The organism is Defluviimonas sp. D31, from assembly GCF_033436765.1.
In the GTDB taxonomy this organism is placed as follows: Bacteria; Pseudomonadota; Alphaproteobacteria; order Rhodobacterales; family Rhodobacteraceae; genus Albidovulum.
On the sequence record NZ_JAWQFN010000016.1, the window covers coordinates 1 to 13596 of the forward strand.

The 13596-nt window shown below is 62.3% G+C and carries 18 protein-coding genes, 1 tRNA gene and 1 pseudogene; 6 read left to right on the forward strand and 14 right to left on the reverse strand.

Going from position 1 to position 13596, the window contains the following annotated elements; translation table 11 throughout:
- The 4 genes and pseudogenes from R5H32_RS18585 to R5H32_RS18600 all read right to left on the reverse strand — a co-directional run.
- Nucleotides 1-492, reverse strand: a pseudogene (locus tag R5H32_RS18585) (transposase); the annotation flags it as partial.
- A 286-nt stretch (nucleotides 493-778) separates the two neighbouring features.
- On the reverse strand, nucleotides 779-976 hold the full coding sequence (locus R5H32_RS18590) for a hypothetical protein (protein WP_318340189.1): 198 nt from the start codon (nucleotides 974-976) through the stop codon (nucleotides 779-781).
- Nucleotides 973-1374, reverse strand: coding sequence for an XRE family transcriptional regulator (locus R5H32_RS18595; RefSeq protein ID WP_318340190.1), 402 nt, complete (start codon nucleotides 1372-1374; stop codon nucleotides 973-975). Before R5H32_RS18595 ends, R5H32_RS18590 begins: the two co-directional genes overlap by 4 nt.
- 119 nt (nucleotides 1375-1493) lie before the next feature.
- Nucleotides 1494-2186, reverse strand: a complete 693-nt coding sequence (locus R5H32_RS18600; RefSeq protein ID WP_318340191.1) for a helix-turn-helix domain-containing protein — start codon at nucleotides 2184-2186, stop codon at nucleotides 1494-1496.
- A 57-nt stretch (nucleotides 2187-2243) separates the two neighbouring features.
- On the opposite strand from R5H32_RS18600, the gene R5H32_RS18605 reads away from it, so the two are divergent.
- From R5H32_RS18605 to speB, 6 genes are read left to right on the forward strand one after another with little or no spacing between them, the layout of a single operon-like run.
- Complete coding sequence (locus R5H32_RS18605) at nucleotides 2244-3296, forward strand: extracellular solute-binding protein (RefSeq protein WP_318340192.1); 1053 nt, start codon at nucleotides 2244-2246, stop codon at nucleotides 3294-3296.
- Between the two features lie 4 nt (nucleotides 3297-3300).
- Nucleotides 3301-4155 carry an ABC transporter permease gene (locus R5H32_RS18610; protein ID WP_318340193.1) on the forward strand — a complete coding sequence of 285 codons (855 nt, stop codon included), beginning with the start codon at nucleotides 3301-3303 and terminating at the stop codon, nucleotides 4153-4155.
- Nucleotides 4156-4159: 4 nt separating this feature from the next.
- Nucleotides 4160-4927 (forward strand): ABC transporter permease, encoded by a 768-nt coding sequence (locus tag R5H32_RS18615; protein ID WP_318340194.1) that lies wholly within the window; start codon nucleotides 4160-4162, stop codon nucleotides 4925-4927.
- An 8-nt stretch (nucleotides 4928-4935) separates the two neighbouring features.
- Nucleotides 4936-5922: an ABC transporter ATP-binding protein gene (locus R5H32_RS21005; RefSeq protein ID WP_412099045.1), complete on the forward strand. Its 987-nt coding sequence runs from the start codon at nucleotides 4936-4938 to the stop codon at nucleotides 5920-5922.
- A gap of 2 nt (nucleotides 5923-5924) precedes the next feature.
- Nucleotides 5925-6656 (forward strand): MBL fold metallo-hydrolase, encoded by a 732-nt coding sequence (locus R5H32_RS18625; protein WP_318340195.1) that lies wholly within the window; start codon nucleotides 5925-5927, stop codon nucleotides 6654-6656.
- On the forward strand, nucleotides 6653-7627 hold the full coding sequence (gene speB / locus R5H32_RS18630) for an agmatinase (RefSeq protein ID WP_318340196.1): 975 nt from the start codon (nucleotides 6653-6655) through the stop codon (nucleotides 7625-7627). Before R5H32_RS18625 ends, speB begins: the two co-directional genes overlap by 4 nt.
- A gap of 159 nt (nucleotides 7628-7786) precedes the next feature.
- Here speB and R5H32_RS18635 read toward each other — a convergent pair whose 3' ends face one another.
- The 10 genes from R5H32_RS18635 to R5H32_RS18680 form a co-directional block, all read right to left on the reverse strand.
- Nucleotides 7787-8581 (reverse strand): DUF927 domain-containing protein, encoded by a 795-nt coding sequence (locus R5H32_RS18635; protein WP_318340225.1) that lies wholly within the window; start codon nucleotides 8579-8581, stop codon nucleotides 7787-7789.
- Between the two features lie 235 nt (nucleotides 8582-8816).
- On the reverse strand, nucleotides 8817-9029 hold the full coding sequence (locus R5H32_RS18640; RefSeq protein WP_318340197.1) for a helix-turn-helix transcriptional regulator: 213 nt from the start codon (nucleotides 9027-9029) through the stop codon (nucleotides 8817-8819).
- A gap of 330 nt (nucleotides 9030-9359) precedes the next feature.
- Nucleotides 9360-9435: transfer RNA gene (locus R5H32_RS18645), tRNA-Phe, on the reverse strand.
- A 149-nt stretch (nucleotides 9436-9584) separates the two neighbouring features.
- A complete protein-coding gene (locus R5H32_RS18650) occupies nucleotides 9585-9755 on the reverse strand; it encodes a DNA gyrase inhibitor YacG (RefSeq protein ID WP_318340198.1) in 171 nt (56 codons plus the stop codon).
- Nucleotides 9752-10801, reverse strand: a complete 1050-nt coding sequence (locus R5H32_RS18655; RefSeq protein WP_318340199.1) for a ribonuclease E/G — start codon at nucleotides 10799-10801, stop codon at nucleotides 9752-9754. The genes R5H32_RS18650 and R5H32_RS18655 overlap by 4 nt, the downstream gene beginning before the upstream one ends.
- Complete coding sequence (locus R5H32_RS18660) at nucleotides 10798-11382, reverse strand: nucleoside triphosphate pyrophosphatase (RefSeq protein ID WP_318340200.1); 585 nt, start codon at nucleotides 11380-11382, stop codon at nucleotides 10798-10800. Before R5H32_RS18660 ends, R5H32_RS18655 begins: the two co-directional genes overlap by 4 nt.
- A gap of 1 nt (nucleotide 11383) precedes the next feature.
- The gene (infA, locus tag R5H32_RS18665; protein ID WP_263340199.1) at nucleotides 11384-11602 is read right to left on the reverse strand and encodes a translation initiation factor IF-1; all 219 of its coding nucleotides are present in this window, start codon (nucleotides 11600-11602) and stop codon (nucleotides 11384-11386) included.
- Nucleotides 11603-11684: 82 nt separating this feature from the next.
- Nucleotides 11685-12578, reverse strand: a complete 894-nt coding sequence (locus R5H32_RS18670) for a carbon-nitrogen hydrolase family protein (protein ID WP_318340201.1) — start codon at nucleotides 12576-12578, stop codon at nucleotides 11685-11687.
- A 19-nt stretch (nucleotides 12579-12597) separates the two neighbouring features.
- Nucleotides 12598-13185: a GNAT family N-acetyltransferase gene (locus R5H32_RS18675; RefSeq protein WP_318340202.1), complete on the reverse strand. Its 588-nt coding sequence runs from the start codon at nucleotides 13183-13185 to the stop codon at nucleotides 12598-12600.
- A complete protein-coding gene (locus R5H32_RS18680; RefSeq protein WP_318340203.1) occupies nucleotides 13182-13580 on the reverse strand; it encodes a ketosteroid isomerase-related protein in 399 nt (132 codons plus the stop codon). Before R5H32_RS18680 ends, R5H32_RS18675 begins: the two co-directional genes overlap by 4 nt.
- Nucleotides 13581-13596: the final 16 nt, after the last annotated feature.

Sequence of the window (13596 nt, forward strand, 5' to 3'; positions counted from 1 at the left end):
GTATCCGTAACGTCCGTATTGGCGCGCCAGTTCGATCATGTCGGCCACCAGAAGCTCCTCATCGGCACGACCCCTCGGTCGATGTCGCTGAGTGGATCGATGCTGGCAAAGGGCCTGACAAGTCCGACGCTCCGATACTGCCAGCCGCGTGCGGACATGATCGATGCAGGCGCGACGACGCGAAGGGCTCAGAAGTTTCCCCGGGCGGCCTCGGTGAGGATTAGTTTGTCCAAGGTCAAGTCCGAGACGGCCTTCCTCAGCCGCTCCCTCGCCATTGGGCTCGAACCAATGGCGCCGCAATGGCTCGTTCTCCTTCTGCAGCCGCTTCAGCTCCCTCAGCTGGTCGGTTCCCATCCCGCCATACTGCTTGCCCCAGCGGTAGTAGGTCTGCTCGGTTACCCGCACTTCGCGGATCGCATCCACGCGCGCCATTCCCTGACCCACAATGTCCACATTCTCGAGATGAACGGCGACAGCTTCAGGCTGCGCCAGAGCCGCAAGGCCCAAACCTGATCTCACAACGATCGATGCTGCCCGGACTGGCCTTCGGCCAGTGCGCCTTGCCGCGCGTCAGCTTTGTGGGGAGCACACGCGTCAAGACGCGCGATAGTCCCAACCGTTGGGGACTATTCCGCCGCTACGCCGACCAACTTTGCGCCGGGATTGACACAGCAAGCATCCTCCGAAAAGCAAACGGATGCCAAGGGTCCGCACGATATCCGGAGCAATCACCAAGCATCCATAGCGCCGTAGAAGGAAGATTGACAGTTAGGATATGTCAGCTTCCGTGTCGCTCGACATACCGGTGCCTGCGTTGAATCAACCGCCGGAGCAGTTGCACATCCCCCAACCTCAGTGCGGGATCGCACCCATTCGAAATCAGGCGCAGGAACTCGATCCAGGCCCGCTCGTTCTCGGTGAGGTCATGCATGCCTTCGGTTGCACCGCCGAAACCCAGCCTGCCATGCTCGCTCATTTCCCGAAGATCCCCCGGATTGCGGACCGCCCACGTGATGTCAGGGTCGGGTCAGCGTGCCCCGAGGCATCGCGGATCTCTTCGATCCACGCCACCTCTTTGTTGGTGACAACGACGCCGAAGATCTGCTCGATCGCGCGCGCGGTGGTGTCACCGCCGAGCTGATTGATTGCCAGGTTGAAGAGCAACCGGGGATCGCACACCAAAGCGGCTGCCAGGCTCGGCACCCGGTCGAGCGGCAGCCTCGTCGCACCGCTCTTGAGCATTGCGATCATGTTGGGATTGATGAAGCCGGCCTGCTCGGCGATCTCGGCCTGGGTCTTTCGGGGCCGGAGTTGAAGCACGCGCTTCTCAAGGTATTTTGCCAGCCGGGAGTGTTCGTAGGGTCTTCTTGCCATTCGCGTCGCCTTTCTCATCGCTCGCAGATCGTGTTGCTTGCTTCAGCTATAGCGACGGGCTGTCGGGGACATTGAGGGAGCTAACGCGCGTGCGACGCGATCTCTGAGGCGATCGGCAGTCAGCGCTGGTTCTCTGCAGGATCCTGAGCGATCAAACGCGCAAGTGCGGAGTTCTGGCGGCTGGTTGCTGCGATCAACGTTTCCAGAGACATCGATTCCTGTTTCACAAATTCGATGAACATCTGGTTAAGATTGTTGAAGACGACTTGTCCCATTGTCTGAGGGTCGAAGTCCAAACACGCGTAGCCACGCCTCTGAAGCTCGCTTAAGAGATCGGAGACCTGCAGAACGAGCAATCCGTCGAGTTCAGTATAGCGGGAGGAGAAAGGTGTTTCTGGCGCGCCAATTGATAGAGCCATCGCGGTGCGCCACATCTCCTTCGACAGGTAATGCAGCGAGTGCCCGAAGTAGATGTTAATAAGGCTGTCTAGCGCCAGCGCCACCTCTACTGGCGGATCGGCAACAACCGACTTGCCCGCCAGTATCACCTCCTCGACTTCCATCGACACGATGGCCAATAGAAGATCCCCCTTGGTCCAGAAGTAGTTGTAGCAGGTGCCGACAGACACATCCGCCAGTTGAGCGATGTCCTCGATTCGAACCGCATCGTAGCCCTTGTCGCGAAACAGCCGGGACGCCGCAGCCAGTATGCGCTGAGTGCGGTCAGCTTTCTGTCTTTCCCTCAAGCCTGTCACGAACAGCTCTCGTCGCTCCGGAATTTTGACATTGACTTTAAAATTGAATGGATTCAATTTTTTTTCTCGGCGGCGCCGCAAGAAGCGCCGAAAATTCCCGACATGGAGATGGACATGGCCAAGAAAACCACCTTTCCCGTCGCCGCAGTCTCACTTCTTGCGGTTACGAACCCTGCTCTGCCGCAAGAGTTGAACGCTCTTGTATGGTGCGACCACACCGATCCTGCGCTGATTGAGCCGTTTGAACAGCAACACGGCATCAAGGTGAATCTCAAGGAATACGAAGGCACGGCCGCGGGGCTTACCATTCTCGACCAGTCCCAACCGGGCGATTGGGACGTTCTTGTTATTGACGGCGTCGACGTGCACCGCGCCGTCGAGGGTGGCTATCTCGCGGAGCTGCCCGCCGGTGAGATGCCGACGGCGGATTATTTCCCCGAAGTCGTGATGGAAGACAACAACTCCGTCGACGGTAAGGTCTATGCGGTCACCGAGAAGTTCGGTTACAACACTATCTCTTATGACAAGTCCAAGGTTGATCCGGCCGACATGGATGACATGGCGGCGCTGACCTCAGGCAAGTATGACGGCCGCATTGCGATTTATGACTACTACCTGCCTGTCATCGGCCTTGTTGCGCTGCAACAGGGGATCAAGACCGCCGATATAACATCGGAGAACCTGCCGACCCTTAAGGAGCCGCTCTTTGGGCTGCGTAAGGCCTCGAGACAGGTATCGGATGTCGTATCTGCACAGACCGCGTTGGCAACCGGCGAGGTCGACATCGTTGTCGGCGGCGGCGAATGGCTGACAGCAGTCCTGGCGGCCGACAATGCCAACCTCGACTGGACAATCCCGAAGCAGGGTGGCCTCAGATGGGCGCAGTCGATCGGCGTGGTAGAAGGAAGCACGCAGCCCGACCTCGCGTTGGAGTTCGTAAAATATATCGTATCGCCTGAGGGTCAGGCGCGGCTCGCGACCTCTTCCTGCTACTGGGGGATGCCGGCCAACGCCAAGGCGGGCGACAGCCTTTCCGCAGAGCAGAAGGCAGTTCTGCGCTGGGACCAGCAGGCGGACTATCTTTCCCGCGCCCAGCTTTATCCCATCCCGGACGCGGAGCTTGATACGGCAATGCAGGATCTCTGGACCGAAATGCTGAACCAGTGACGCCGTGACCCTCGCGTCGGAAGAACGCCGACTTGGCTGGTGCCTTTTGGCCCCAGCCCTTCTCTGGACCGTTGCCTTCTTCGTCCTGCCTTTCCTGGCGATGCTACTGCTTTCGTTCGGCCATATGGAAAATCGCACTGTCGTGCAGGGCTTCGACCCCGGCAACTACATCAGAATCTTCACGGAGTGGACGATGCTTAAGGCGTTGCTGAACAGCCTTGAGATCACCGTCGTGGTAACGATCATCTCGGTCGTGTTGGCCTGGCCTTTGGCCGCGATCATCGCTTTCCGCGTGCCGTCGCGCTGGCAACGCCTCGCGCTTCTCCTGGCGGTGCTGCCATTCTGGACGTCATACGTCGTGCGGTCCTACTCTTGGCTTTTGGTCCTGGGCCAAAACGGAGTGGTTAACAATGCGCTTCTCGGGCTCGGCCTTATCGGAGAGCCACTCTCCATCGCCTCGACACGGGCTGCGACCGTGATCGGCTTCGTCCATTTCTTCGTGATGCTCCTGACGCTGACGATCTATGCAAACCTTATCCAGCTCTCACCCAACTACACGAGGGCAGCGGCCGACCTCGGTGCGAGCAGATGGCAGACCTTTCGCCATGTCATCCTGCCCCTGACACTTCCCGGCATTGCCACCGGGGCGTTTCTAACCTTCGTGCTTTGCATCGGCGACTACATCACTCCACAGATCCTTGGCGGCAATACCGAACTCACACTCCCGCAACTGATCATGCTCCAGTTGGGGCGGAGCGGGAATTTTCCTTTGGCCTCCGCGCTGTCGGTGGTGCTGATGGCAGTGGTGACAATCGCCTACGCCTTCTCGAGCCGCTGGCTCCGGCTAGACAGGGTTTGACTGCATGCGGGTCTTGTCTTGGATATATCTGTCGGCCGCCTACATCTTCGTCTTCCTGCCCGTCGTTGTTCTGGTGGTGTTCTCGTTCCAGGACGGACGGCTGCCAGTGCCGCCGTTCCACGGCATCACGCTTGATTGGTATGTGAAGGTTCTGGGTAGCCGGGATTTGATGGACGCGCTTCTGAATTCACTCATCGTCGCGGTCATCTCATCCACCGTCGCACTTGTCCTCGGTTTTCTTGCTGCGCATGCGCTGGCACGAGTGCGCCTTCCGGGCTCGGCGCTCATGCGCGGCCTTCTGATCGCGCCCATGACGGTCAGCTACCTGATCATCGCGCTGGGGCTACTGAACGTTTTCAATCAGGCTGGCATCCGGGTGTCTCTCTGGACCGCGGGAGTGGGCCATGTCGTGATCAACTTGCCGCTCTGCTTCGCCATCACCTATGCGGCGATGGGCGACCATCAGAAGAACGCCGAACGTGCCGCGCGCGACCTAGGTGCTCCGGAATGGAAGGTGCTGCTCCTAATCTCCGCGCCGATGCTATCGGCACCGCTCGCGGCGGCTTTCTTCCTGTCTGTCACCTTCAGCTGGGACGAATTTATCATCGCGTTTCTGCTTACGCGATTTGACGTTACCCTTCCCGTGGAAATCTGGTCGATGCTGAGATCCGGTCTTTCGCCCGCTACCAACGCGGTCGGCTCAATCGTGTTCCTCGTATCCATCGCGATGGTGGTGGTATTAGAGACATTTGTGTTCCGGAGGACGAAATGACTGCCGAGGTGGCGATCCGCGAGGTAACGCAACGCTATGGCCAGACGCTCGCGCTGAACCGGGTGAGTCTCGATATCGCGGCGGGTGAATTTGTCGTTCTGCTTGGACCCTCGGGCTGTGGGAAAACCACGCTTCTTAATATCATCGGTGGCTTCGCCGAGCCAACTTCGGGTCAGGTGTTGATCGGCGGGCGCGACATGGCCGGGATTGGATCGAAAGACCGCCCGACGACGACCGTGTTTCAGGACTACGCACTCTTTCCACACATGACGCTTCGCGACAATGTGGCTTTCGGCTTGCGAATGCGTGGCCAGGCCCGGACTGCTCGGTCGGAAAAGGCCGAAGAGATGCTTGCGCTCGTGGGGCTCGCCGGGCGCGGCGGCCATCGTCCGCACGAACTTTCCGGCGGACAGCGCCAGCGCGTCGCGCTTGCGCGGGCACTGGCAGTCGAGCCTGACGTGCTTCTCCTCGACGAACCACTCGGCGCGCTGGATCTCAAGCTGCGCCGTTCGATGCAGGACGAGCTGAAGGACATCCAGCGCCGGGTGGGAACGACATTTGTCCACGTTACCCACGATCAGGAAGAAGCGATGGCGATCGCCGACCGGATTGTCGTGATGAATGGCGGACGGATCGAGGACGAGGGTTCGCCCCGCGACATCTACCTCAAACCGAAGACACTGTTTTCCGCGTCGTTCATGGGCGAGGTGAACCGGATCAGGGTCGCCGACGGCAGGGCCGCCTTCGGCCCGGTGTCGGTCGGTGACGGCACTCTGTGCCTCAGACCCGAGGCGATCAGCGAAGCGGGCAAGCTCAGGATTGGTCCCTGTCGGATCGAGGATGCTGCCTTCTTCGGCAGCCACGTGCGAGCGCATGTTATCCCCATCGCCGCGCCGGACATGCGGCTTGTCGTGAACCTGCCTCAGGCCGCCGCCCCCGCCTTAGGCGCCGTGCTCGATCTTGGAGCCGAAGCCTATGTCCTTTTGAAGGAGTGAGAATGGACCGCGCAAAGCCCGACGACTGGTGGCGCATCCGTAACGTTGGAGACGGCGTAACCTGGATCGACGAACCCCATATCCGGGAGTTCTACCGCTGCAACCTGTGGCACGTCCGAGGGCGCGACGGCGACATGCTGGTGGACAGCGGAATGGGGGTGGTTTCCCTGCGCGAGCGCGTGGCCTTGGTCACCGAGCGCCCGGTTCAGGCTGTGGCAAGTCACACTCACTTCGACCACATCGGCTGCCATCACGAATTCGACTGCCGCCTGTGCCACGCGGCCGAGGCCGATATCCTTGCCGATCCGAACCGGGCGACGACACTCGCCGACCCCTACGTGACGGACGAGATCTTCACCCGTTTGCCGCCAGAGCCCTACACGTCGGCCAGCTACAGCGTTACCTCCGCCCCAGCGACACGGCTTCTGGCTGATGGCGACATCGTCGATCTGGGCGACCGGCATTTCGAGGTGATTCATACACCGGGTCATTCCCCAGGTGGCATCGCGCTATGGGAGGCGAAGACGGGCATCCTGTTCTCCGGCGACATCGTCTATGACGGCGATTTGATCGAGGATACCTATCATGCCAACGCCTCGGATTATTACCGCAGCATGGTCCGGCTCTACGACATGCCCGTGCGCATCGTTCACGGCGGGCATTTCCCCAGCTACGGACGGCAACGCCATCGCGCGATCATCGGCGAATGGCTCAGGAAAAAGGAAACCACATGACGCGGTTCAACCAGCCCCTCGGCGGCAACGAGATGCCCCGCTTCGGCGGCCCTGCGACAATGATGCGCCTGCCGGCAGCAGGCACGGCCGAGGGGTTGGATGTGGCCTTCGTCGGTGTCCCGATGGACCATGGCACGTCCAACCGGTCAGGCACGCGGCTCGGGCCGCGGCAGATTCGTGACGAAAGCCGGATGCTGCGCCCCTACAACATGGCGACCGGCGCGGCCCCGTTCGATCACCTGCAAGTGGCCGATCTGGGAGACGTGCCGATCAACACCTTTGACCTGAAGAAGACGGTGGACATCATCACGAGCTTCTACCGCGAGGTTCTATCGCATGGCACGATCCCGCTGACGCTTGGCGGGGACCACACGCTGACCTGGCCGATCCTCCGGGCCGTGAAGGAACGTCACGGCCCCGTGGCGCTTATCCACATCGACGCCCATGCCGACATCAACGAGGCGATGTTCGGCGAAACCGTCGCCCATGGCTGCCCGTTCCGGCGCGCGTGGGAGGACGGCTGCCTGATCAACGACAAGGTATTCCAGATCGGCCTGCGCGGCACCGGCTACGCGCCGGAGGATTTCGACTGGGCTCGGGACCAAGGTTGGACCGTGGTTCAGGCAGAGGAGTGCTGGGGCAAGTCGCTTGCGGGACTGATGCAGATCGTGCGCGACCGGATAGGCGGAGCAAAGGTCTATGTCAGCTACGACATCGATAGCCTCGACCCCGCATTCGCGCCCGGAACCGGGACAGTGGAGCCGGGTGGCCTATCGACCTGGCAGGCCCTAGAAATCATCCGCGGATGCGTCGGGTTGAACATAGTTGGCGGCGATGTCGTGGAGATCTCGCCGCCATATGATCCCAGTGGCAATACCGCTCTCATCGGCGCCAACTTGCTCTATGAAATGCTATGTGTTCTGCCACGCGTTCCCATAAGCCCAGCCCGGTTATCGGGACTCGCTTTCTGACTCCTGTAACGATCACTGCAATGGCCGAGTGCAGACACCTAAGGCCACCCGACACAGCCGCTTTGCACCCTTGACCAGTGGCACCTTCCCGGCCGCTGTTCGCGATACGGAAGCCGACAAGGCACCACCGAGAATTCTGGGAATGCAGTGCCGACAAAATCAACAAAAGTCATCGTCGGGCACATCCAGCAATTCCAGTTCCTGGCGCGCAGAACGGAGCTGTCGGCGCAAAGAGTTCTTGTTCCAAGGAAGACCACGACCGGACTGCATTCCATTTGCATTCAGAGCGGCTGCAATCTCGGCAATGGTCTTATCCCGTAGTTCGGCATGCCGAAGAAGATAATCCCGGATATCGAGAACCGTCATATGCGACACTGTTGCCCGTGATTTCGCAGAAGCCCGGTTGGCCTTCGAAACCGTGGTCACATTTCCGAGGGCGGTTCCCTGAGCCCTCTTCTTGTTGAGCGACTTCTTCCCGCACGACGACGCACCGCGCAGGTGCAGGCCACCGCCCTCCTCGTTCAGGATTTCCAACAGCGGCCCGACAAAGGCGCGAGACACTGATACGATCATTAGTGGGTTGCCGACGCATAGCGAAGCCACACTGTCGCGCCATTGTTCGACGCTCCCGGCAGCCATAGAGAGTTCAAGGGCCCCATCCGAGCCATTTCCGATAAAGTGGAATGCGCCTGTTCCGAGGACGCTCCCATCGGCGCGCACGAAGGCTGCACATGAACCATCAGCCCATCCGAGCTTATCGGTCGAGGTCAGTATCTTGATCGGCTGCCACTCTTGGATCAGACGCGTAAGCGCTTCTCGGGATTTAGGGCTGCTGTGCGTCTGCAATCCACGACTGACGAGATCAGCGCGAACGGCACCCGGTTTGGCCACGAGATCTTTGTCGAACAGCGAGATGCGCTGCACCCGGCCATCGGGATCCTCGATCTCGGCGATGCGTCCCTAGCCCTTACCCGAGCAATCCCGAAATCGAGCGACCACGGCGAGCGGCGAGCACAACCAACAAGGCTCGGCTTCTTCATCGGCACTGGCTTCATAGATTCCACCCGACAGGCCCAAGAAGCCTAACGGAAGGCCTTCCGGAACCTGGCGATCGACAACACTTAACACTTCGGCCTTGACGGCCGTTACAGAGTTATCTTGCATCATTGCTTTCTCTTGAAGGGCTAGCTTAGAACGACGTCGCGAAGCAGCACTGAAGGCTGCGTTCATGTTCTTCGATATCGGCCAAGCGCCAGCGCGTGGTGCCCGGCCCAACCTTGATGGCCTTTGGGAAGTCGCCGTTGCGCTTCCAGCGCCAGATCGTGTCAGTTGAAACGCCGAAGCGGTTCGCAACCTGATCGACAGTCAGAAAGAGCGGTATCGTTTGGAGAATCTGCTCCATTAGGGCTCCTATCAGCGAAGACGGAAAAGCCCGGGTGTTTCCCGGGCCGTACCTCCAATATAGCAAAAGTCAACAGGGGTTTCCTGAGGATTCTAGAGGATTATTTTTACCTATTTCTTTCAATAGCTTACGTTGAGCGCGCTTGAAGCATATCGGCTTACCTCTGTCACCGCGCTACTTCACCGTCGCGAGACGTGTTTAGTGGTGACGAATACGCGGCCGGATCACTAGCGAGAATGCAAATGTAGCCCATGTGTAGCCCCACAACCCCGAGACCTGGGCACGCCGTAGATAAGGCGAAAATTTTCTTAGTATTCAGAGGGATTTAAGTGGTGCCCAGAGCCGGAATCGAACCAGCGACACGCGGATTTTCAATCCGCTGCTCTACCAACTGAGCTATCTGGGCACCGGGGGCGTTACCGCCCGGCCCGGCGTTCTTAGGCGAGTGCCGCGTGGCTGTCCAGAGGGATTCACCTAAAAATGTGACCGTCGGCAAGGCATGTGTCCGGCGCCTTTCGACTCTCCCCCAGCGACGGAGCAAGCGGCGACTGCAAGTCAATGCGGTCGCCGTTCCGGCAGTTCTTCGTCGCCCGGAACATCGTCATCTTCGGAGGGAATCGCATAGGCCCCCGTCAGCCACCGGCCGAGATCGACGTCGGCGCAGCGCTTTGAGCAGAACGGCCGGTACTTCGGGTCCGTCTCCTTGCCGCAGATCGGGCAGCTCATTCCGAGCCTTCCCCGAGAAGCGCCGCCAGGGGGCGCCGATCTCGCTTGCGCTGGATTTCGAAATTTCCGAGCGGCGTCCAGCCCGCGAGGCTCGTCTCGGCCGCTTCGCCCTTGAAGGCCGCGCGCAGCTGCTGGTCGAGCGTGGCGCGGTCGCGCTTGGGCATCGGCGCGAAATCAACCGTGACCTGGCCGCCAAGCCCGCGCAGCCGCAACTGCCGCGGCAGCTCGCGGGCGGCGGCGATATTGGCCTTGAGGCCGGCCGCGGGCGAGGTGTCGGCGCCGGTGTTCACGTCGACCGCGATCAGCGCCCGGGTCGGCTCGATCGCCATGTGCGCGCTGCCCGACAGGGCCACGACGGGCGTCAGAAGCGCGTCGATCATCTCCTCGACCCCGTGGCGCGCGAAGGCGTCCGCACCCTCGGCGATCTCGTCCGGCGCCGGGTCGGACCAGTCGCGCCAGGCCTCCTCATGCGGGCCCGGCGCATCGACCAGAAGCTCCGGCGCGCCGTTCACGTCGGCCAGTACGGCTTCGGCCAGTTCCCGCATTGCGGCGATATCGGCGGCTATTTCCTCTGTCTCCGTCCCCTCGGCGGCCGAACGCAGGATCAGGCCCGATGCCGATCCGGCCATCGCCTCGGCCGCGATCGCCTCGAGCCGCGCGCGTTCCTCGGTGTCGCGGATCCGCCTCGAGACGTTGAGGCCGGGCGCGGCGGGCGTGACGATAGCGAGCCGGCTCTTGAACAGAAGCCGTGTCGACACCGGCAGGGCCTTGCCCGGCTCGGCATGGCCCGCGACCTGGACGAGGATCTGCTGCCCGGAGGACAGGCCCCCGGTCTCGCGCAGAAAGCCTCGGGTGCCCGGCAGGCGCACGAAGACCCCGCCCTGCCCCTTCATCTGCCGGTCCACGGTGCCGCGCAGGATCGCGCCGGGCGCAAAATCCGCCTCGTCGGCGGCCTCGACGAGCAGGTCCTCGAGCCGCCCGTCGACGACCAGCGCCGCGGCCTCGCGGCCACGATATGCTCCGAGAACGACGACCCGGCCCTTCATGCGTCTACTCCGTGTATGTCGATCCCGGCGGCTTCCAGGAGATGCGCGGTCTCGGCGACCGGCAGTCCGACCACCCCGGTAAACGAGCCCTGAAGCCAGGGAATGAAAGCGCCGAACCGGCCCTGTATGCCATAGGCGCCGGCCTTGCCCTGCCATTCGCCGGAGGCGAGGTAGGCGTTGATCTCCATGTCCGACAGCGGCTTGACCTTCACGACGGTCTCCACCGCACGCTCCCAGAGCCGGTCGCCGCGGCGCACCGCGACGGCGCTGATAACCCGGTGGCGCCGGCCGGAGAGCTTCAGCAGGAACTCCGCCGCCTCGCCCGCGCTCTGGGGCTTGCCGAGGATGCGGCGGCCGAGGGCTACCGTGGTGTCGGCGCAGAGCACGACCTCGTCGGCGCCGAGGGGAAGCGCCTCGGCCTTCTCCCGCGCCATCCTGGCGCAATAGGGACGCGGCAATTCGCCGTTCAAGGGGGTTTCGTCGATGTCGGGCGCGCGGATCTCGTCGGGCTCGAGGCCGAGTTGCGCCAGAAGATCCTTCCGGCGCGGGCTGGCCGAGCCGAGGATGAGGCGCGGGCGCACCTTACTTGAAGCGGTAATTGATCCGCCCCTTGCTCAGGTCGTATGGCGTCATCGTCACCTGAACCTTGTCGCCGGCGAGAACGCGGATGCGATTCTTGCGCATCTTGCCTGCCATCGTCGCGATGATCTCATGGCCGTTTTCCAGCTCGACCCTGAACGTCGCGTTCGGCAGGAGTTCCTTCACGACGCCCGGGAATTCGAGACCTTCTTCCTTGGCCATGGTCACTCCATAGTTGTTCCACCCGGGTCCGCGCCGGGCGCGCACTAATTGCGCCCGATGGCGCGCGATTTCAAGCGCAATCTCAGGTTTCGGCCCGGACTGCAACCTTGTGTAGCTGGGAAAGCTGCTCGGGCCAGTGGCTGAGGTTCAGAACGCCGCCATCGGCGCGGACCGCCGCGATGGCCTCGCGCGAGACCTCGGCATAGGTCCAGCCCGGCTGGCCGAGCGTGCCTTCGGCGAGGATGCCGGTTGCGGGAAAGCCGTGATCGGGCGGGCCGTAGATCGAGGCGGCGCCGGTGTTTTCCTCCATCCCGTAGCACCAATGCGCGAGACCGACGATCGGCGCATGCACCGCGACGAGCTGGTTTTCGAGCGCGCGGGCCATGGCGCCGACCCGGACACGGGTAAAGCCCGCGAGCGTTTCCGTCGCGGAGGGCACGAGCAGGATCTCGACACCCGCCTCGGCAAGCGCCCGGCCCAGTAGCGGGAATTCGCTGTCGTAGCAGATGAGGATGCCGATGCGGCCGAGCGGGGTGTCGAAGACCTGCAGGCCGTCACCCGGCACGACATGCCAGCCGTCGCGTTCCCAGCGGGTCATCATCGCCTTGTCCTGATGACCGAGAAGGCCATTCGGACCGAAGAAGCTGGCGCGGTTGACCGGGCGCCCGCCCGCATGGGCAAGGCCGAAGGCCGGGCCGGAAGCCGCGAGGATGTGGACGCGATGCGCGACGGCAAGGCGGGCATGGAGCGCCTCGGCCGCCGGCCGGTGCCGGTCGGCCTCGATCAGCGCGCCGGCGATATCGCCCGCGACCGCCTGTCCGCCGAGCGAGGCAAGCTCCATCGCCGCGTATTCGGGGAAGACCAGAAGCTCCGCCCCCTGCCCCGCCGCTTCGGCGACCCAGGCGGTGACCTTTGCCTCGTAGGCTGACCAATCGTCGAACCAGTCGAGCGGATAGGCGGCGGCGGCGACTTTCATCGGTGTTCTCCAGTCGGTCTCAGAGCTTGCGGATCCAGAATTGCATGGGCTTGGCAGTCTCTTCCGCCTCGCCGATGTCCTTCCAGGAATACTCGGTCACCGCCCCTTCGAGCGGCGCGTAGCCGCGCTTGCGCCAGAAGGCGTCGAGCGGCCGGTAGCTCGCCGGATGGAGCGGGTGATCCTCAGGCCGCACGACCCGGCAGAAGGCCGAGTGGCTGCGGCCGAGCTTGCGGGCATGCGCCTCGCGCGCATCGAAGAACGCGTGGCCGAGCCCGCGGCCGCGATAGTCCGGCAGAAGCACAGATTCGGCGCAGTAGAAGATGTCGCTCAGCGGAATCCCGGTCCCGGCGAAGGCCGCGCCGAACTCGTCGCCATGCTCCTCCATCGGCGTGCCGGTGGAGGCGCCGACCAGCCGGCTGCCGTCGAAGGCGCCGACGAGGATCGCGTTCGGGCTGTGGCGATACGTCTTGAGATACCGCTTCTCGTAGCCGATGTCGCCGTCATAGAGATACGGCCAGTCGCGGAAGACCGCGATACGGAGCTTCGCCACGTCGTCGAGCGCCGCCTCGAGCGCGTCGTCCTCGAGGACAAGAACCTCAATCGTCATGCGGAGACCTGCCGGATCCAGTCCTGGAGGTTGTAATAAGTCGTGACGCGGGTGATCTTGCCGTCCTTGAGCGAAAAGAACCCGCCCGCCGGCAGGACGTATTTCTGGCCGCGCGCCTCGGGAAGGCCGGGATCGGTCTTGAGATAGGTGCCGTTCACCACGAATTCCGCAGCGCCGCGCGTTCCGACCTCGTTCGAGAAGACGACCATGTCGGTCAGCTCTTCCTTGTAGGTCTCGCTCATGTGGCGGCAGAAGTCGGCGAAGGCGTCCTTGCCGAGCCGGGTCGCGCCCTCGTTCACATTATGGGCGAAATCGTCATGGAGCGTGTTGAGCATGGCGTCGGTGTCGCCCCGGTTGAAGGCGGCGTAATAGGCTTCGATCGTGGCGCGGGTCATGTCTCACTCCGTTGGC